The organism is Hydrocarboniphaga sp. FW305-C-57 (assembly GCF_058783045.1).
The window spans coordinates 1-18620 of record NZ_JBYSYG010000005.1; the positions used below are offsets into that span (position 1 = coordinate 1).

The following is an 18620-nucleotide window of genomic DNA, read 5'->3' on the forward strand; positions in this document are numbered from 1 at the left end:
TTCCTTTTATTGAGAGCAGGCATCGTTTGTCCTGGCCCGTAGCGGCAGTGCGGTTTTTCTACAGACTCGTTGGGCCTAGGAGAAACATGAGCTTCATCAGAAAGCTATTTGGCTCATCTGAGGCCGGGCCGACACTCCTGATCAAAAGGAGCGGGGCAAGCGTAAGGCTGCCCGGTAATTGGCAGGAGTCCGCTCCCAGTTCCGAGTTCGTTGTTTACGAGGCAAGCGGCCAAGGCAGGCAGTGCATACTTTCAATGCACCCGCTGCGCGGCGGACTGTCTACCGAGCAAAGACAGGAAGGCTTCGTCCGGCTCTACGAAATTAGAGTTAAAGCTGAAGGTCAACTCGGTGGCGGCGGCACAATCATCGATCACACGTCGTCATTCGACGAGCCCCTGTGGTCGGTCAGATATATTCGGGTTCATCCCAATGCAGATCGCCATGCTCTCTGCCACATCATCGCCGATAGCTCGGCGATGGCCGTTCTGTATTACGAGGCGCTGAGCATGTCGCTGTCGTCGTTCCGTCAAGAGGCCGAGAAAATCAGTAGGAGTTTCATTCTTGGCAAGCCCAACTAGTGCTTCAAGACCGACGTCCCTGCCTCCGCTTGCTGCGGCACGGCCGCGGCTTAAGCTGGTGTTGGGCACTTGGAGAAGTGACTTGAAGTGTTCGCAATGTGGCAAAGAGCATGCTCCGGAGGACATCGAGCTGTTCTTTAAACGTCCCGATGAGATCGCGTGTATGGAACGCGAACTGAGAGACAGAGAGGTCAAAGAAAATGACGATCTCTGCATGATTTCAGAGTCTCGGTTCTTCATTCGGGGAGTTCTGCCGTTGCCAGTCAATGACTGGGGGCGTTCGTACAATATCGGTCTGTGGGTCGAAGTTGAGGAGCAGGCGTTTGGTCGTGTCTGCCGGCTCTGGTCTGATCCGAACCAGCAACAAGAACCTCCATTCCCCGTCTCAATTGCCAATTCGATCCGAGGGATGCCCAACTCACTTGGTCTGCCGGCTGAGTTAAGGCTTACTGGCCCAACCTCGCGGCCTAGCATTCACGTTGTAGAGAAGTCCCACCCGCTCTTCTCGCAGCAGGCTGAGGGTATTTCAGCCCATCAGGCCTATGACTACACGCGTCTCAAGTAAGGCGTGCCCAACTATCGCTTCAAGCCGACGCGCTGAAGCACGCGGCTTAAGCTAGGTGTTGGGCGGCATGATCAAATTTCCCTCAGCGACCAGCGCAGCACTTACCGGGCTCTTTGTCACCCCGTTGCTATTCATCGGGATGAACTACATCAAGCTGCATAAGCTGGGAAACGCTGCCTTTCTCGTATGGGCTGCGCTCACCTTCTTTTTCCTTGTGGCCGTATCGGTTACAGACTTCTCGTATTGGAAGCGGAGGGTCAAAGAGCAACGAAGTATCTTCCGCCCCATGGCGTCGCAAGAAGATTTCAAGCAGTTTTATGTGCCCGCATGGGGCCGCATGTTCGTTTGGTTTGTGGCTTCGATCATATCGGTTGGCGTTATGGCCTTATTGGGCTTGGTGTAGTCATGCCCAACCAGCGCTTCAAGCCGACGGCCACGCTTCTGGGCATATGTCTGTTCGGAAGCCCTCGCTGTGGCGTGGCCGCGCGTGAACCTCGGTGTTGGGCAGAAGGAAATTCATGCATATTCTCTCCGCGTTGAACATGTTGATCTGGTCCGGAATCGTCTGTTTGGGCTATAGCGTGCTCAGCGGCTCAGATCGGTTGAATGCAGACAAGCTTGGTTATTACGTACATACGCCCTTCTTCTTCCTGGCTGCTGTAGTGGGCATCTACGTTTTGTATCGTTTTCAGCGTTTCACTGGTCTGCTTGTGTTGGCGCAGACCGTGCTGCTGATATCAGTCGTTCCGTACATGTTTTTCTACACTGGCGGCATCTAGTGCAAGTCACGGCGTTCGCTTGGGCCCAACTAGTCGCTCCACGCGACGGCTTCGCCGCGCGTGAGCTAGGGTGTTGGACCCCATGATCGCAAAGAGCCACAAGGCCATTTTGCTCGCTGCTGCTCTGTGGTTCCTGGTCGCGTCCACCTTCATTGCACACATGTCTGGTTTGCTTCAACTAGCAACCATGCTGGCGTCTTTTCCTTATATAGCCGCCGTCATATACAGCGTGGTTGAAGCGGTTCGTGGCTGGCGCACTTACAAGGCTCGCGCACTTATTCCGGTCAGCGCATGCGTTCTAGCGTGGTTTGGCTCAGGCGCCGTCGGTAAGTTTGTTCAAGACCAGCTATTCATGCACAACCTGCCCCGGTATCAAGCTATTGTCAGTTCGGTGAATGTTGCATCGTTGCCGGTCGCGGCAAAAGCTGAACCGATAGAGCTGAGCTCCGAAAATCAAAAGCTAGTTTATTTCGCGCTTGCCGAGCGCACCCAAGATGGTGCACTGCTAGTTGAGCTTCTCACAGAGGGCGGTTTCCCCGTAAAGCATTGCGGCTATGTATTCTCGTCATCAGGTGCACTGCCATCCGACGCGTTCATAGGTAAACGTTGGCCATACGTTCGAAAGGTTCAGTCAAAATGGTTTCGAGTAGCAGACTGAGGCCCAACCAGGAGCTCAACGCGACGGCCCTTAAACGGGCCGCGCGTTAGCTCCGGTGTTGGGCGACAGGAGGCAATCATTAACAACACAGCCGCCTTCGCAGAGTTGGCCAGGGCGTTCTGCGCCTGGGCTGAAGGGCTGTCTGCGTCCCGCGAAGCGGAGGCGAAAACCGCACGGATGCATCTAGCACGCGTCTATGCGTCGGCAGTTGATCTTCCCCTCCCTGACAGACCATACAAGGCCGCGCACGCCACCACGGACGCCGAGTGGCGGGCAATGTTCAAGCGGTTCGGGGCTCTCCCCATTAACTACTACTCAGAGTGTGTAGACCCGTTAGTTATCCCACCGAACGAATCAGCAGGCATCGGTGATCTTGCGGACGATCTAGCGGATATATGGCAAGACCTGAGGGGCGGCCTAGCGCTATACGACGCAGGGCATATCGGTGCCGCCGCCTCCGAATGGCGAGCGGCCTTCGACCTACACTGGGGCAATCATGCTGCTCAAGCCATATATGTTCTGCAACGCTGGATCGGGAGCCAGTGACCATGTTGCCCAACAAGGCGTTCAACGCGACGACTACGCCTTCGGCGTAGCCGCGCGTTAACTTGGGTGTTCGGCATCTAAGGGGACTTCATGAAATTGGTTTGTATTGCAGTGTATGTCCTGGGCGTGCTCGCATGTGCATCGGCCACTGCTCAAGATCTGGATGAAGCCACACGGGCTGCGCTACAGCAGGCAGCAGATCAGTGCAGGGCCTCTCCACAGCAAACAATCTCCTTTCGCTTGGTTTATGTCCAAGGAAAGCCAGCGAGCGAGCCGGCAACTCCGGAGGAAGAAGAAAAGATGAGAGAGGTGCTGAAGGTGAGCGACCTCAAGAGCTATCGGCCAAATCATCAAGCAACGTACTTGGCTACTCTCGCCATGCTTAGAACAAGAAGCGCGCTCTCATTCTCGGTCACACCTCAAGGTGATGCGGCGTCACAATCGAGTGTGCGCGCATGTCTCTCAAAGCTTGCAACTGATGCGGGTGCAGGAGCCGGTGCGGTTTTTGAGCCACGATGAAGCAACATAACTTCGAAGCGGTGCCCAACAAGGGGTTCCACGCGACGCCCCGGCCTCCGCGGCTTCGCCACTCCACCCGGGGCGCGTGAACCGGGGCGTTGGGCAGCATGACCTACCAATTCTCAGGGTTTATAACAAACGAGGTTCTTCCCGAGCCAAGTGGTCTTCCACAGGGTGCAAGTTGGCGTCGCATTAATGCTCCGTTCAAGGGGGTGGCGTGCGGCTTCCTCAGTTCATCGGCGAGAGCCCAGAGGTAGCAGAAGTAAACCACTGGGCAATGCTGCTGGGTTTCAACAGCGCTTCGAGGTGGGGCTATCTCACTTACGGCTACTGGGGCGGCGAAATTGAGCACGTGTATGGCGTGGCTTCCGATATCGGTGCCATCAATGATTCGGAGACGCGAGATGAATGAATTGTTCGAAGTGGTTTTGGTCGCTGGGGAGGATGTAGAAAGCACCTGGACGAAATTGCGGAATAGACCCGGCGTTGTCCCCATACTTTTAGGGGATCGTTCCGCGGTGGACGCTGTTGTGCAGCTAGTGAGCAACAGTTCGGAATCGTTTGAAACCATAAAAGCGGCTGGACTTGGCCTTGATGTCACTCGTTGGATCCATGAACAGATCGAAGCTGATCCTGAGCGTTTTGAAGTTGAAGATGGGGAACTTGGCGAGGTCCAGCCAACTCCCTGTTTCACCCCGGCACTCGATATCCGCACAGGGCGACCTATTGAACAGGTTTGCTTTGGCTTGATACCAGTCGAAGCTCCGTGGCTCGTTCCAGCCTTCCTCAAATTCGGAGGCTGGAATGATTGCCCAGAGGCGTCGGTGCAACTCGCATTCTTCCGTCGATGGTTCGATCTATATGGCGCCGAAGTCGTGTCGGTTGCCGGAGATGTCATTGAGTTTCGAGTTTCCAGACCTCCTTCGACCGTAGAAGCTGCGCGGCGGTTAGCAATGGAGCAGTACGTGTACTGCACTGACATTGTGGATCAGGGTGTTGGGACACTCGGAAACCTGACGGCTTCTTTGATTGACAGCCCAAATTGGTTCTTCTGGTGGGACTAAGGCCCAACAAGTGCATCCAGCCGACGTATTTGCTTTCGCTTCGCTGCGGAAAGTCCGCGGCTGATGCTCGGCGTTGGGCACGACTATGAAATGGCTCTTCTTTTTTTTGCTGATGTTAGTGGTGATGGCTTTCGGCGCTAAATTTTGGCTTCGGCAAGCGTGGCTTGAACGAGAGCGGCCTGAGTACCTGCAAGTAGCCAAGGCGGTGCAAGACATTCGAATGCTTACAGTCGCTCTAGAGCGTTTTCATAGTGCCAATGGACGCGCTCTGGTAACACTTGATCAATTGGTGCCGAAGGTGATCTCAAAGTTACCGAAAGACCCTTGGGGGCACGATTACATCTATGACGTTTCAAGACCCAACGGCACGCAGGTGTATAGCTTGGGTGCAGATGGAACTATAGGCGGGGTTGGAGAGTGTACTGACTTCACTGCACAGACCAAGCTTGAAATGGTCAATAGGCGGATCAGGCTGCACACTTGCAGTGCCCAACCAAATGCTCCAGGCGACGTATCGGACGATGCTTCGCGTCGCCCGATATTTTCCTGAACTTAGGTGTTGGATCTCAAGCGATGACCCCGCTCAAACTTCCATTGCGATTGCCTCTCTGGGAACTCGGATCGTTTCGGTCGTCCCGAGAACAAATGCAAGATTTTCTTGGAGGGCCGCATTACACGGAAACTGATAGCGCGCGCACATTCGGTGGAGACGAAGACGTTTGGGGTTTTTCTCTTCCCTCAGGCCAGCGAGTGCTGATCACGTTTCAAGTGCCTTATGGCACTGCCGTTATAAGTGCAGATCCGCCTGCAATCGCCCCAATCTTGGCCGCGCTCGGCGTCTCGTCCAGCAAGCTCGATTTCGCCGAACTAAGCCAGCCGATTCCACTGTCATGATCGATAGGTCCAACCATCGCTTCCAGCTGACGTCCCGGCCTACGCGGCTGCGCCGCTGCGACCGAGCCGCGGCTGAAGCGCGGTGTTAGGCCTGAAAGACATGCCGCTTCTTGAGCTAGCGCTGCTTTCTTCCGTCGCCGTATTCGTGCATGTCTCCGCGTTGGCCCTCTTTGCGGCAGTAGCCGGAGTTCCAGTCCGAGAGATCAGATACGGCGTGGGCCCCGTGCTCGTAAGGTTCGGCCGGTATCGGGTGTCGCTCTTGCCGTTGGGTGGCTCGGTGAGAATGAAAGACTCACGGAGCGAAGCCACGACTGGAGAAGCAATACGAGATGCCTACGACCATCAACCACGATGGAAGCAAGCAGTAATTCCATTATGTGGCGCGTTAACTTTGCTTGCGCTCTCCTTGGCTTTACTAGGCTCGGAAGCAGTGGAAGCATTCAAGCGCGCTTTCGGTCAGGTCTTCGTTGGCGTGCTATCTCCACTGTCGGAGGCCCAAGCTCTGTTGGCGGGGTTCTTCTCATACTTGAATGAGAGGTCCGTCCTTGATTCCCTCGGCCTATTTTTTGCCAAAATGGCAGCCCTGAATTTATTGCCGGTTCCGATGCTTAACGGTGGCGATGCACTTCTCGCTCTCTTGGGCATGAATTCAGCATCGGAACGCGCAAACGCGATACTTCGTCAGATAGCAATTTGGCCAATGCTTTTGGTCTGGTGCAGTTGGCTCGTCGCAGGAGCGGTTTATGCATTTAGCTAGCCGGCCTAACAATTCCTTCAAGCGGACGTGATGGTTCCTACGCTTTAGTGGACACCCTGAACTAACCCTTCAGGAGTGCTCTAGATGGCATCACCAGGCCCAAGAACAACGTATCGGTACAGACGCGAATTCAAAGCAACCTCGAACATGTGAAAGATCCTCGTGGAATCGAGCCAATTACAAGTAGAGTTTTCACCGCAATGACGTCGATCCGTTTTTCGAGACGTTTAAAACTGGAGTTGGGTCACTTCTGACAAGTGCTGACCTTGGGTTGCGTACTCACTCGGGGTCAGCTTACCGAGCGCGCCGTGTGGCCGATGATGATTGTAGTCGTGCCGCCAGGCTTCGATGACTTGCCTGGCGTGATCAATCGTCACGAATTCGAAGACGTTCAGGCACTCGTCCCTCAGACGTCCGTTGAAACTTTCGATGAAAGCGTTCTCTGTGGGCTTTCCGGGCCGGATAAAGTCTAGTTGGGCGCTAGAAAAATGCTTTCACTAGAGCAGGCGCGCGAGATTGCAGCTAACACTGTATGCGGTCGCCCTGAGTGGCTTCCGCCAGAAGATGATTTGGTCATCTTCGATAGCAGCACAATTGAAAAGCCATGGGGTTGGGTGTTCTTTTGGGGTTCACGCATGTGGCAGGAGACCCAAGACATCAAATACGCACTCGCAGGTAACGCTCCACTGCTTGTGGAGAAGCAATCCGGCAGGGTTCTAGTCTTGGGCACCGCTCGGACTCCTGAGCATTACATCGAGCGGTACGAGAAAACCGGGAATCCTAATGGTTGAGCCAATCGCGCCCAACAAGGGGTTCCACGCGACGTCCCGGCCTCCGCGGCTTCGCCGCTCCGTCCGGGTCGCGCGTGAACCCGGGCGTTGGACCCCGCGTCGATACGACCATTCGTCCAGTGCTTTCGAGGTGAATTCCGTTCCGTGATCGACGGTGATCGCCTTAGGCAGCGGATGGTGCAAAGACAGGATTTCCAAGGCGTCAACGACACTTTGTCCGGTCAGTGAGAAATCGACCTCTAGTAAAACACTCTCGCGACTCCACTGATCGATCACCGTCAGTACCCGAAACTTACGTCCAGACGACAGCTGATCATGGACAAAGTCCATGCTCCAGTTCTGATTTCGATGCCGAGCGGGTGGAACTGCACCACGATGCAGGCTTAACCGCTTACGGCGGCGATTGCGCATTCTGAGTTGCAAGCCTTCCGGCAGTACAGCCGGTAGACGCGCTTCTTGCCATCCGACCATCCTTCCCGTCGCAACATGACCCAGATCCGGATGCAGCCGAATCGCGGCCTAGCTTGCGCCATCTCGCGAATTCTTTGGCGCAACGCTGATGCGTCGCGCGCATGAGGTGCGTAATACCAGGTCGAAGTCCGAATGCCAGCCAGTTCGCAAGATCGCCGGCAGCTCACCTGAAAGCGCTCATGAATCCAATGAGCCAGCTCCTTGCACCGAGCTGGCTTCAGACCTTTTTTCTGATCACCTCCTGCAGAATCTGCTTGTCCAAAGTCAGATCTGCGACCAGTCGTTTCAATCGAGCATTTTCATCCTGCATCTGGCGCAGTTGCCGCAACTCCGCCACGCCCAGGCTCGCGTACTTCTTTTTCCAGATGTAGTACGTCGCTTCTGCTATGCCCAGCTGTCGACAGACGTCCGACACCGGCGTTCCCGATTCGGCTCGCCGCAGCGCGTAAGTGATCTGCTCTTCCGTGAATCTCGACTTCTTCATCGCTTCTCCAGTGCCCTGCAAGGGCATAGAAGCGACCTTACCTCTAGTTTTCAACCACAACGAAATTTCGGGGTGACGTCAAATTGCACTGGCGCCGCGCGACCGACACGCGAGTGCGAGAATTTCGACAGTCACCTCAAGCTACCTATCTTTGTTCGGCAACCAGATTTCGGCAGTTGCCGTGCAGAGAACGACACCTTTCTGATTGGCCATCTTCTGCCGGACCTGGATCAAGTGGCGCCCATGTCCATCAACGAACTTGTCGACCACTTCGGCGGTCTGGATCGTGATGTCACCTGCGAGCGCCGGGCCCCGATAGTTCGCGGCTGAATGCACAACCATGCCGTGCTCCCCGGCCCAGCCAGCGAGATAGTCCGTCACCCAGGCGCCCATGGAAGCGCCGTATCCGTACGCTCTCGGCATGCCGATCTTGCGAGCCCATTTGGGAAACAGGTGGCCGCGTGAGGGGCCGTAATAGGCGCCATCGGTGAGCGTCGGGTTGATCAGCTGCATGTCCGGATCGTTTTCATATCCGGCCATCTCTGCGGTAAAGCCCATCGCCAGAAGATCCATTTTTCTGAAGTTCAGCGCACCCCAGGTGTTCATCAGATAAGCCCGCCATTCGGTGGTGAAGCTGGCCACCGAGTGAGGGCCGATGACGCGCTCCGGCAGCGAGTCGCCGATCTTGACGTCGTCCCACCAGCGCTCGCGATGTCCCAGCTCTCTCAGCATCTGAACCCAGGCGAGCTTTCGCACTTCCAATTCGGCGATTTCGTCTTCGGTCCACTCGGGCTCTTCGAAATCGGCTTCGCTGACGGACTCGCCGCCGGCATGAGCCGAGTAACGGATCGTGGTGGATCGATGTTGCGCGAGCAGTTCGCCATGCTGGTTTCGATAAAAGTTGTCGCCACGCTGGAAACAGGTCGGACCTGCGAACTTGGTTTCCTTGACCACGTAATCGAACGGGATGCGTTCGTTCGTGATGATGTCGCCCGCTCGTACGCGGCGATCGGTAAACCACCATTCATCGCCGCCGAACAACAGGTGCGAATCTGCAATGCGCCCGACGCATGCGGGCGCGGCACCATGTCCGTCATCCACGACGATGGGAAAGCTTTGCGGCGCAACCAACCCATTCCATCGGCTGGCCGCAGCGAACGCCGGATCGTAGTGCAGCAGGTTCGGATAGTGCATGGCATGCACCCATCGCCGAATATCGTTGTTCGCGATCGGTTCTCGGATCGGAGAAAACTCCAAGGGTTTTCCGAGATAGCGATCGAGGTCGGAGCAATCCAGTGTTGTGTTGGGCACAAGCTATCTCCAGCTCCGGCCATGCTCGGTCGGAGACAAATTTGAAAAAGGGAATCGGAACGCGGGTGCGGGTCGGCGATACGTTCCGGTGACGGACGACTACGCCAGGGCGTGCGGTGGGGCTTGAGCCTTCATTTCGAGTCCTCCTAGCGAATCACGATCGGATACTGGGTTCGCGGCTCGACCTGATGCGTATCCCGATATGACGTGGGCTGACGACCGCCGTGATCGCGAATGCCATAGCGCAGGCCCATCTCGGCGCCGATGACGGTCTGTCCGGTCAGGCTCATCAGTGCGGGATCTCGATGAAGTGCCCAGATCACGTGGCCGGTGAATTCGGGTGTTTCGGTCACGCCTTCGAGATAGCCGTATTTCGCGCGATCCGACTCGATCAATGCGCTCAAGCGTTCTGTCTTCAGCGCGCCCATCCAGATCGAAAGCGACGCGACACCCGAATCTTTGAGGTCCACGGCCATATCGGCTGCAAACTTGTCCATCCCCGCTTTGTGCGCCCCGTAAACCGGGCCGTAGACGTAGTGGACCGAGCCGGATGCCGACGTGAAGACGATGAGTCCTTTTCGCTGAGCCACCATCAGCGGCGCCGCGTAGTAGCTGGAGACATAGCTGCTCCTCAGGCCGACATCGAGCATCTGCACGATCTCCAGCGGCTTCTCCCAGAAGTTGCCGGGGTCGGTAAGCTGGTCATGTAGGGCGCAAGCGTTGTTGACCAAGATGTCGACACCACCGTGATCGCGCTGAACCTGTTGGAACAAGGTTTTCACCTGCTCGTCGTCCGCGTGGTCGACGCGAACAGCAATGCCGTGTCCACCTGCCCGTGTGACGGCCTCCGCCGTTTCATCGATCGTTCCGGGCAGCGAGGCATCGCCGGGTTGCTGGGAACGTCCGGTGACGTAGACCGTGCACCCGTGGCTGCCCAGGGCTTGGGCGATGCCTTTTCCCGCGCCGCGACTGGCCCCTGTCACCACTGCAATCGTGTCTTTCTGCACGTCTTCTCCTCCGGTGTAGGCGCGATCTGCTATCTGGTGCGGCGCGTGCTGCTGAGTACCGTGCTCATTGCGTCGAAGCTTCGAAACGCAGTGGCAGACTGCTCAGGCCCCACACGCCAGGGAAAGGCCGCCAGGCCACCGGTGCCGAGCGCTCGGGATTGATCAGGCGCGAGGCGATCATGTGAAGTCCTTCTGCGATCTGCAGGCGCGCGAGATACTGGCCCAGGCAGATATGCGCTCCACGACCAAACGCCAGGATGCGCTTCGAGGCTCCACGCTCTGGATCGAACACGTCTGGCTGCAAAAAGACCTCCGAGTATCGACACGCGATGCCCAGCGGGAAGATCAGCATGGTTCCCTGGGGGAAGCTGACATCCCGATACTCGAATGACTCTTTGACGTCGCGATAGCTCGTCGCGACTCCGGAATGTCGCAGCACTTCTTCCACGACGCGATCACAGTAGTCGCGCTGGTTTGCACAGCGCTGCCAGGCTTCCGGGCGATCGAGGAGCAGGTTGACGATATGCGTCAGCTGATTCTTCGACGTGTCATAGCCAGCCACGAACAGAAAGATCAGCAGATCACGCAACTCGGTGTCATTCATCTGGCCAGCGGAGCGGGCGTTGATGAGTGCATCGAGCAGATCATTGCTTTGATCGCCACGCTCCGAACGTTCAACCACCAATTGATCGACGAAACTCCAGAGATCGTCGAAGGCCTTGCTCAAACGGGGGAAAATGGAGCGATCAAGGCTGAAGCTTTGCCCGACCACTTCCAGCGTGTCTTTGATCTTCGGAATGAGATCGGGCGATGCGCCGACGAGCCCGAACATGACGGCGACAGGAAAGTTGGACGCGAATTCCGCGAAATCGAACTCGCCTTTCGGCGCCCACTCATCGAGCAGCTTCTTGATCACGATGCGAATGCGTTCGTGATAGCCGCTGACCGCTTTGGGTGTGAACGCGCCCGAGACGCTGGTGCGGATGCGGCGATGATCCGTGCTGCCGCGGGCGTTGATGTTGTCGATCTGGAACCGTCCCCACTCGGTGCCTTCGCCGCCCATGATCGCGACGATGTGCTGGGCCGGCGTGGTGAGAACAGCGTCCATCGACATGATGTCGCTGATGGCCTGGTACTCGGTGATCACATAGCCGAAATCACTTTTCGCAAGCCACGCGTGCTGGCGCTGGGCAGCGATCATGTAGGGGTCGGGATTGTTCGAGAACTGCGCATCGTTGAGCGGAAGTTCGCAAATCGACAGCTGGGTTACGGGCGTCATTTCAGATTTCCTGCGAGGGTGCTGACGGAGCTTCGAGCCACGCTAGACCGCAGCGCCTCCATTCACACCCAAGGTCTGACCGGTGATATAGCCGGCTTCATCCGATGCAAAGAAAGCACAGGCCGCAGCGACTTCTTCGGGCTGGCCGATGCGGGGGATCGGATACATCTGCAGGATCTGCTCATGCGGAACCGGAAACAGATTGCCGTCGATCGCGCGCTTGCTCATCGGCGTCAGAATGAATCCAGGGGACACCGAGTTGACGGTGATGCCTTTGCGGCCTAACTCGACTGCAAGCGAACGCGTCATGGCAATGACGCCGCCTTTGGTCGCGGTGTAGTTCGCCATGTTTGGCGCTCCTGTCTGAGCACCGATGGCAGAGAGATTGACGATCCGCCCCCACCCCGCTGCAACCATGTCGGGCAGGACGGTCTGCGTCACGATGTAGGTTCCCTTGAGATTGACATTCATCAAGCGGTCCCACGTCGAATCGTCGATCGCATCGAAGCTCGTGAAGTTTTCAACGGCCGCGTTGTTGATGAGAATCGTCACCGCTCCCAGCGATTCGCGAATCGAGATAACGGCGGCCTCGACCTGGCCTCGATTGGCGATGTCGGCGACCACCGCAAGCGCCCGTCCACCTGTTTCGTTGATACCCTCCGCCACCGCAGCGGCCGCTTCGGCATCGATATCCAGAACGCCGATAGCAACACCGTCGCGCGCCAAGCGTCGGCACGTTGCTGCGCCCATGCCGGCGCCGCCGCCCGTCACCAGTGCGACCTTCTTCACTTTGTCGTTCACGCTATTGCTCCTCAAAGTTCCGCAACTGTGGCGGGTGTTCTGCGCGCGCATTGAGCGTCATCCACTGAATTCGTCGGAGATTTTGCTCTGAAGATCGAGGTTTCGATCAAGAAATGCGTGGGTCATCACGCATCCTGATGCGTGTTTGTCACTATGTTAGCAACGCTAGCGAGCGACTATCAATAGACCCAACACAAGTGTTGGATATGAATCTCTTGCGAAGCGAATGGAAAGCAGATTTGTCGCGGGAAGGAGTTCGATCCAGCGGTCAAGTCAACGCGCGACGACGCACGCAGACAGACGTCTGGCTATCAGAGAAACTGAAAGCGAAGGTGCCGCCTTCGCTGTCGTTGAGGCGCTACGCGTCCGCCCAGATAAGGCCTGGCGGCAATAAATCGGCGATGCTGCCGCGCCAGATGCGCGGCGTGTTCTCTAGGCTTTTCGAGCCGCTTTTCGCGTGGAAGGCGAGGCTTTTTCTGCTGATTGTGCTGGCGCGGATTCCAGCTGTTGGATGACCTGAAGAATCAGCGCTTCTGTCTCGGCGTGCGCCAGTGAAATGCCGAGATCGGCTTCTCGGGTCAAGGCCAAGGCTGCGCTCGTCGCGATGAAGGCGAGTGCTTGCGAGGATGCGATGTTCGATGCAGAAGCGGATCGCTTCATAACACGCGACAACGTGTCGATCTGTAGCCGTCGAGATTCTTCGATGAATGCGATTACTTGCTTGCGAACTCCCTCGCTGCGATGCGCAAGGGCCATGAACTCGGAGATCAGCGGCGAATCTCCGGTGTGAATGCAAAGCTTCCAGGTCTCGTGTAATGGACGATCCGAGTTCAGTGCGGCGCTCAGGCGCTCGATCTCTCGGCCGGCCAGCCGCTGGAAGGTCTCGGTATACAAGTCTTCCATCGTCTTGAAGTAGTAGTAGACCAGCTGCTGCCGAATGCCGGCTCGCTCAGCGACCTTTCTTGACGTCAGGGCGGCGTAACCTTCGTCTCGCAGCAGCGCTTCTGCGCCGTCCAGAATGCTGTTCCAGATCGCAGAACCTGTAGGTCCCATTCGACGCGCAGGGGCGGATTTGACGGCTTTCTTGACGACCTTCTTGCTCATCGAGTTCTCGATCATCTCAAGACGAAGGCGAGCTGGTGCTCGGCTCTAATATGGTTCTCTCGTGTGGCCAGTTGCTCGCTTGCGCGGCCATGGCGTCCCCATTCTACATCCGTCTCAGGCTATCGCTTGCTCAGTTCGCTGCTTCAGCGTGCTGAGAGTCCTGGATTGCCGATGTCGAGTTTCAGGCGCAACGTGTTCTGCATGTAGGCGATGCTCGTGAACTGTCCAATCAGAATGGAGAGTTCGAAAAGCTGCCGATCGTCGAGTCGGGTGGCCAGCTGCGCCCAGGTTGCATCGGAGATCATCGCTGAGCGATGCAATTCCTCCGCGGCCGAGAGAATCGCGCGCTCATGGTCGGCCCATCCGTTCGCAGCAGAGCCAGCAATCACGCGATCGATCTCCTCTGATGTGATGCCTTCCCGTTTTGCCATACGAACGTGCTCGCCCCACTCGTACGGCGCGAGGCACAACCACGCGGTTCGCAGGATCGCCAACTCACGGTCCCTGGGTTTCAAGGCGCCATTTCGCAGCAGTTCCACGCTCAGCTCCGACACTCTGCGAAACAGTGAAGGATGCCGTAGCAAGGTCATCAGCATCTCCGGAATTTCGGAGGCTGCAATCTGCCGATTGGTTTTTGAGGCGGCATTGCGTAGCGCTGTCGCAACTTCCAGTGCTTCGGCGGAAACTTCGTCGAAAGGAAGCGGCGTCAATCGTGGCGGACTTCCTAGAATCAGGGCTTCGCGCTCCGTGATGACGCTGCTCACAGCATGGTGCTCCCACCATCTGCGCCAATCGTCTGGCCGGTGATGTATGCAGACTCATGTCCTGCAAGAAACAGGGCCAGTGGGGCGATGTCCTTGGCTTCCCCAAAGTATCCGAGGGCGACTTTGGCAAGCTCGAAGTCGTAGCTTCCCGTTGCTTCCAGATAGCTGATCGCCTTGGGGGACAGCGCGGACGGCAGAACCGTATTCACCCGAATCTTGTGTTGTCCCCACTCACGCGCGGCAGTTTTGGTGAGAGTGCGAATAGCTTCTTTGCTGGCGGCGTAGGCCAGATAGCCAGGCTCACATCGAAGTCCGAAGCTGGAGCCGAAATTGATGATGGAGCCACCGCCGGCATCCCGCATATGCGGAAATGCGCACTGCATGAGTTGCAGCGAACCGATGAATGCGGTGTCCATGTTGATGCGCACATGCTCTTCGAGCGTCGCATCTTCCATCGCCATCGAGTCGGTGAAACTGTGCGCGTTGTTCACGAGCACATCGATGCGTCCCCACTTAGCGATGGCAGCCGAGACCGTTTCTTCCGCGTCCTTGCGATTGCCGGCCAAGGCACCGAGCGCAATGGCGTCGCCGCCGTTCGAGCGGATGTCCGCCGCGACCGACTCGACTTTGCTTGCGGTGCGGCCCGTGATTACCAAGAACATGCCGGCGGAGGCATACGCCCTTGCGATGGCTTCGCCAATGCCCTGCCCCGCGCCCGTTACGATTGCGACTTTGCCTTTCAGAGTGTTCGTCATAGCGTTTTTATTCGATGGACTTGGGGGTTGTTAGAGAGTGAAGCGGGTCGGTGTCACAGGATGTCCAGGCACATCGGATCGGCCTCGATACAGAACGGAGGTTTTCTCGGTTGGGATGACGCCGTTCTTGAGTGCTTCACCGCCATCGGCCGGAACCGTGGCGATGTAGTAATCCCTCATCTCCTGCCCGAAGAAGCGGATTTGAGTGACGGCTCCACCCGGTGTTTGAACGTCAGGCAGGCGGCTGCCGTCGGGGCGCAGTCGCGTGAGATACGAACTGCCAAAGCCCGTGATCCAGATGTTGCCTTCGGCATCCACCGCCAGGCCATCGCTGTCGGTTTTGTCGATCAGAACTCGGCGATTCTTCAGCGTCAGATCGGATTCCACATCGAACACATACGTACAGACGAAAGAGTTGTTGCAATACAGCTGCTGCCCATCGGGGCTCATCATCAAGCCATTCGCAAAGGCGATTTCGTCCGCGACTTTCACGACGGATCGATCCCGTGCAAGACGATAGAGGGCGCTGGGACGTGGCGGTTTTCCGGCCTGGATCATCTCCAGATCGCAGGTGCCGAAATAAAGGCCACCCTGTCCATCGGGAGCCATCTCGTTCACTCCGACGATCGGCTGTCCATCGATCTGATCAATCAACCAACCCGATTCACCAGTCTCGGCGCGCGTCCACATGATTCCGCCAGCACCGGAAGAAAGCGCGGCACCGTCTTCGTTGATCAGTACGCCGCCCGTCCACATGCGCGTCGGGTTGAAGGTTTCGACATCGCCGCTGGGCGCCATACGGTACAGGCCGCCTCCAATGACATCACTGAACCAGGTCACTCCGCGCTGATGATCGATTGCCAAGCCTTCCAGCCAAAGCCCGGAAGCGACTTTCTCAAACTCTCCAACTGATAGTGCCTTCACTGCTTTTCCTCCTCGTTTGCCGACGCCAGGCGCTTTCCGCGGACGACTCCATTCGCGGTTTGCGACTTTGTTTGTCACGATGTTAGCATGTTTGTCAGTTTGATAGCGCCGAGTCAATAAGGCGCGGGAACCGCGCTGTGCAAAGCGGCGCGTGTGCGAGAAGAAGATGGCGAGCGGCTAAGCCCAAAACAGAACCACAACCCGGCATGTGTACGGTAATTCGCGGGAGGAGCGTATGAAAACGAAGTTCAATCTGGTGATGTTGATGTCGGCCGCGGTTGTCTCAGGACAAGCGCTTTCACAATCGGAATCAGGCGTATCGATCGATATTCCTTCGGCTTCACAGGCTGAGCAGGCCAATGCACCGACCGCTGACGCCTCTACTTCGGAGCCGGCCATTGAAGAGGTGATCATTACGGCTCAGCGACGAGCCGAGCGAGCGCAGGACGTTCCGATTTCGGTCACCTCGCTGAGCGCCGAGGCGATCGCCGAAGCCAATATTCAATCGCTGAGCGATGTGGCAGAAATCAGCCCAGGTGTGCGCTTCGATAACCAGGGAGCATTCGCGCAGCCAACCATCCGCGGAGTGGGGACTTCTGTCGTGACGTCCGGCGGCGGTTCAAACGTTGGCATCTATGTCGATGGCTTTTACTCACCCAATCCATTGGCGGCCGATTTCGATTTACTGAGTGTTCGTGGCATCCAGATTCTGAAGGGGCCACAGGGCACGCTCTTTGGTCGCAACACCACGGGCGGCGCAATCCTGGTGAATACCGCCAAGCCCAGCACGGAGACCAGCGCGGATGTGCAGGTTTCCTACGGCCGATTCAACACACAGCGCTACCAGGCATACGGCACCACGGGATTGACGGATTCGATTGCGGTCGATGTCGAAGGTCTCGTCAAGAAGAGTGATGGCTTCGTTCGTAACATCGTGACCGGCAGCGATGACGACGGGGGTTACGATAATTGGGCGATTCGCACGGGCCTCAATATCGACTTGTCGGAACGTGTGTCGGTTCTGCTGCGCTACCAGCACTCCGACAACGATGATTCCTCGAATTTGCTGTTGAATACCTACACGCAGGATGGCGTCGTCTACGCGGGCGCCTCGGTGCCACCCGAACTGATCGCAACGCGCTACAACCAGGTCGCGACCGGTACGCCAGGTTTCGTCAAAAGCAAAAGCGATATCGGCCAGATCACGGTCAGCGCAGAACTCGATTCCGCAACGCTGACTTCGTACACCCAGTATAGAAATGAAGAAACCCTGACGGTGCAGGACCTCGACAACACCGGCGCCGATGTCTGGCTGTTGAAGCTACCTGTCCTCGACAAAACCTTCAGTCAGGAATTGCTGCTGGCCTCCAACCCAGGCGGCAGACTGCAGTGGACCACGGGCCTGTTCTTCTTCGAGTACGACGATGAGTTTCGTCCGATCGAAGCTCAGGCTTTCGGCAATGCGTATGCGCAGATTGCGGGCTCGACTTCGACCACGCGCTCGTATGCGGCCTACGTGGATGCGACGTATGAAGTGATCGACGATCTATTTCTGACGACTGGCATTCGCTATAGCCACGATGAGGTCGTCGATGCCGAAATATTCAATGGCGCGGGCTACGATGATGTGCCGGAGGTGAAGTTCAACCGACTGACGCCGCGGCTTGTACTTCGGTATGCGCTGGATCCGAAGTCGAGCGTCTATGCATCATTCAATCGGGGCTACAAGGCAGGCTTGATCGATCTCGGCAACAACAATCCGACTCGTGTAGACCCTGAGTCCATCAATGCTTTCGAAGTTGGCTACAAGTATGCTACCGGCCCCTTCTCGCTTGACGCTTCCACGTTCTATTACGACTACAAGAACCTGCAGGTTTCCAGCTATCCCAATGGGCTGGCGCGGCTGACCAATGCCGCATCATCTCGAATCTGGGGCGTGGATACTCAGACCAGCCTCGACATCACTTCGGCGCTACAGGTTTCTGCTGGTGCGACGTTCTTGCACGCGGAGTACAAAGACTTCGAGTCATCGACGCGTTACCAACTCTGCACTGATCCCGATGCCTGCGGCGCGCTGACGGGCTTCTACGTCACGCCCGAGTTTGACGCCAGTGGGATGCAGATGCAGCGCTCGCCGAAGTTCACTGGGAATCTCGGCATTCGCCATACATCGGAGCTGGCGGGCGGCGTGTTGGTGCTATCTGGATCGCTTTACTACACCTCAAGCTTCTACTTCGACTTGTCCGAGCAGTTCAAACAGAAGTCTTATGGGCTGTTGGGTGCTCACGCCGCATGGACCGATCCGAGCGATCGCTACACCATCGCGGTTTACGGAGACAACCTGACGGACAAGCGATACAAAAGTCAGGTGTTTTACAACTCGTTCGGCATCGGGGCCATTTCCGGCATGCCGGTGACTGCAGGGGTGTCACTCGCTATCCACTTTTAGCCAAACTCGGATCGGATGATCATCTTATTACCCAGATGAGATGAGGGAGAACTTGGCCTCACTCATCTCATCTGGCTTGGTTCACTCGGCGGCTTCGGCTGAGGTGAAGCAGGCTGCTGG

General features: G+C 56.9%; 25 protein-coding genes and 1 pseudogene. 14 read left to right on the forward strand and 12 right to left on the reverse strand.

What is annotated here, in order from left to right; translation table 11 throughout:
• Positions 1-86 precede the first annotated feature (86 nt).
• From AC3WUM_RS11420 to AC3WUM_RS11475, 12 genes are all read left to right on the forward strand, one after another.
• Complete coding sequence (locus AC3WUM_RS11420; protein ID WP_492410435.1) at positions 87-578, forward strand: hypothetical protein; 492 nt, start codon at positions 87-89, stop codon at positions 576-578.
• 82 nt (positions 579-660) lie between these two features.
• Entirely contained in the window at positions 661-1143 is a 483-nt protein-coding gene (locus tag AC3WUM_RS11425; RefSeq protein WP_492410436.1) for a DUF2199 domain-containing protein, read from the forward strand.
• Positions 1144-1210: 67 nt separating this feature from the next.
• Positions 1211-1546: a hypothetical protein gene (locus AC3WUM_RS11430; RefSeq protein WP_492410437.1), complete on the forward strand. Its 336-nt coding sequence runs from the start codon at positions 1211-1213 to the stop codon at positions 1544-1546.
• 115 nt (positions 1547-1661) lie between these two features.
• Positions 1662-1922 carry a hypothetical protein gene (locus AC3WUM_RS11435; protein WP_492410438.1) on the forward strand — a complete coding sequence of 87 codons (261 nt, stop codon included), beginning with the start codon at positions 1662-1664 and terminating at the stop codon, positions 1920-1922.
• Between the two features lie 82 nt (positions 1923-2004).
• Complete coding sequence (locus AC3WUM_RS11440) at positions 2005-2580, forward strand: hypothetical protein (protein WP_492410439.1); 576 nt, start codon at positions 2005-2007, stop codon at positions 2578-2580.
• Between the two features lie 78 nt (positions 2581-2658).
• Complete coding sequence (locus AC3WUM_RS11445) at positions 2659-3126, forward strand: DUF5063 domain-containing protein (protein ID WP_492410787.1); 468 nt, start codon at positions 2659-2661, stop codon at positions 3124-3126.
• A 90-nt stretch (positions 3127-3216) separates the two neighbouring features.
• Positions 3217-3645 (forward strand): hypothetical protein, encoded by a 429-nt coding sequence (locus AC3WUM_RS11450; RefSeq protein ID WP_492410440.1) that lies wholly within the window; start codon positions 3217-3219, stop codon positions 3643-3645.
• A 217-nt stretch (positions 3646-3862) separates the two neighbouring features.
• Entirely contained in the window at positions 3863-4057 is a 195-nt protein-coding gene (locus tag AC3WUM_RS11455; RefSeq protein ID WP_492410441.1) for a hypothetical protein, read from the forward strand.
• Positions 4050-4709 carry a DUF4253 domain-containing protein gene (locus AC3WUM_RS11460; RefSeq protein WP_492410442.1) on the forward strand — a complete coding sequence of 220 codons (660 nt, stop codon included), beginning with the start codon at positions 4050-4052 and terminating at the stop codon, positions 4707-4709. The genes AC3WUM_RS11455 and AC3WUM_RS11460 overlap by 8 nt, the downstream gene beginning before the upstream one ends.
• An 85-nt stretch (positions 4710-4794) precedes the next feature.
• Complete coding sequence (locus AC3WUM_RS11465) at positions 4795-5259, forward strand: type II secretion system protein GspG (protein WP_492410444.1); 465 nt, start codon at positions 4795-4797, stop codon at positions 5257-5259.
• A 95-nt stretch (positions 5260-5354) separates the two neighbouring features.
• Positions 5355-5603, forward strand: coding sequence for a hypothetical protein (locus AC3WUM_RS11470; protein ID WP_492410446.1), 249 nt, complete (start codon positions 5355-5357; stop codon positions 5601-5603).
• A gap of 100 nt (positions 5604-5703) precedes the next feature.
• A complete protein-coding gene (locus AC3WUM_RS11475) occupies positions 5704-6360 on the forward strand; it encodes a site-2 protease family protein (RefSeq protein ID WP_492410447.1) in 657 nt (218 codons plus the stop codon).
• A 227-nt stretch (positions 6361-6587) separates the two neighbouring features.
• On the opposite strand, the pseudogene AC3WUM_RS11480 reads toward AC3WUM_RS11475, so the two are convergent.
• Positions 6588-6833, reverse strand: a pseudogene (locus AC3WUM_RS11480) (integrase core domain-containing protein); the annotation flags it as partial.
• 15 nt (positions 6834-6848) lie between these two features.
• Here AC3WUM_RS11480 and AC3WUM_RS11485 point away from each other — a divergent pair.
• The gene (locus AC3WUM_RS11485; protein WP_492410788.1) at positions 6849-7151 is read left to right on the forward strand and encodes a YrhB domain-containing protein; all 303 of its coding nucleotides are present in this window, start codon (positions 6849-6851) and stop codon (positions 7149-7151) included.
• On the opposite strand, the gene AC3WUM_RS11490 is transcribed toward AC3WUM_RS11485, so the two are convergent.
• The 11 genes from AC3WUM_RS11490 to AC3WUM_RS11540 form a co-directional block, all read right to left on the reverse strand.
• Complete coding sequence (locus AC3WUM_RS11490) at positions 7077-7622, reverse strand: DDE-type integrase/transposase/recombinase (protein WP_492410449.1); 546 nt, start codon at positions 7620-7622, stop codon at positions 7077-7079. The genes AC3WUM_RS11485 and AC3WUM_RS11490 overlap by 75 nt on opposite strands.
• Positions 7535-7789 (reverse strand): IS3 family transposase, encoded by a 255-nt coding sequence (locus tag AC3WUM_RS11495; RefSeq protein ID WP_492410451.1) that lies wholly within the window; start codon positions 7787-7789, stop codon positions 7535-7537. The genes AC3WUM_RS11490 and AC3WUM_RS11495 overlap by 88 nt, the downstream gene beginning before the upstream one ends.
• Positions 7790-7839: 50 nt before the next feature.
• The gene (locus tag AC3WUM_RS11500; RefSeq protein ID WP_492410452.1) at positions 7840-8106 is read right to left on the reverse strand and encodes a transposase; all 267 of its coding nucleotides are present in this window, start codon (positions 8104-8106) and stop codon (positions 7840-7842) included.
• A 141-nt stretch (positions 8107-8247) separates the two neighbouring features.
• Complete coding sequence (locus AC3WUM_RS11505; RefSeq protein ID WP_492410454.1) at positions 8248-9417, reverse strand: FAS1-like dehydratase domain-containing protein; 1170 nt, start codon at positions 9415-9417, stop codon at positions 8248-8250.
• 146 nt (positions 9418-9563) lie between these two features.
• Entirely contained in the window at positions 9564-10424 is an 861-nt protein-coding gene (locus AC3WUM_RS11510) for an SDR family NAD(P)-dependent oxidoreductase (protein ID WP_492410455.1), read from the reverse strand.
• A gap of 64 nt (positions 10425-10488) precedes the next feature.
• Entirely contained in the window at positions 10489-11703 is a 1215-nt protein-coding gene (locus tag AC3WUM_RS11515; RefSeq protein ID WP_492410456.1) for a cytochrome P450, read from the reverse strand.
• Between the two features lie 42 nt (positions 11704-11745).
• Positions 11746-12504: an SDR family NAD(P)-dependent oxidoreductase gene (locus tag AC3WUM_RS11520; RefSeq protein WP_492410457.1), complete on the reverse strand. Its 759-nt coding sequence runs from the start codon at positions 12502-12504 to the stop codon at positions 11746-11748.
• A 432-nt stretch (positions 12505-12936) separates the two neighbouring features.
• The gene (locus AC3WUM_RS11525; protein WP_492410458.1) at positions 12937-13608 is read right to left on the reverse strand and encodes a TetR family transcriptional regulator; all 672 of its coding nucleotides are present in this window, start codon (positions 13606-13608) and stop codon (positions 12937-12939) included.
• A 143-nt stretch (positions 13609-13751) separates the two neighbouring features.
• Positions 13752-14372: a carboxymuconolactone decarboxylase family protein gene (locus AC3WUM_RS11530; protein ID WP_492410459.1), complete on the reverse strand. Its 621-nt coding sequence runs from the start codon at positions 14370-14372 to the stop codon at positions 13752-13754.
• The gene (locus tag AC3WUM_RS11535) at positions 14369-15127 is read right to left on the reverse strand and encodes an SDR family NAD(P)-dependent oxidoreductase (RefSeq protein WP_492410461.1); all 759 of its coding nucleotides are present in this window, start codon (positions 15125-15127) and stop codon (positions 14369-14371) included. Before AC3WUM_RS11535 ends, AC3WUM_RS11530 begins: the two co-directional genes overlap by 4 nt.
• A 30-nt stretch (positions 15128-15157) precedes the next feature.
• A complete protein-coding gene (locus tag AC3WUM_RS11540) occupies positions 15158-16051 on the reverse strand; it encodes an SMP-30/gluconolactonase/LRE family protein (protein WP_492410462.1) in 894 nt (297 codons plus the stop codon).
• A 235-nt stretch (positions 16052-16286) separates the two neighbouring features.
• On the opposite strand from AC3WUM_RS11540, the gene AC3WUM_RS11545 reads away from it, so the two are divergent.
• Positions 16287-18500, forward strand: a complete 2214-nt coding sequence (locus AC3WUM_RS11545) for a TonB-dependent receptor (protein WP_492410463.1) — start codon at positions 16287-16289, stop codon at positions 18498-18500.
• Positions 18501-18620: the final 120 nt, after the last annotated feature.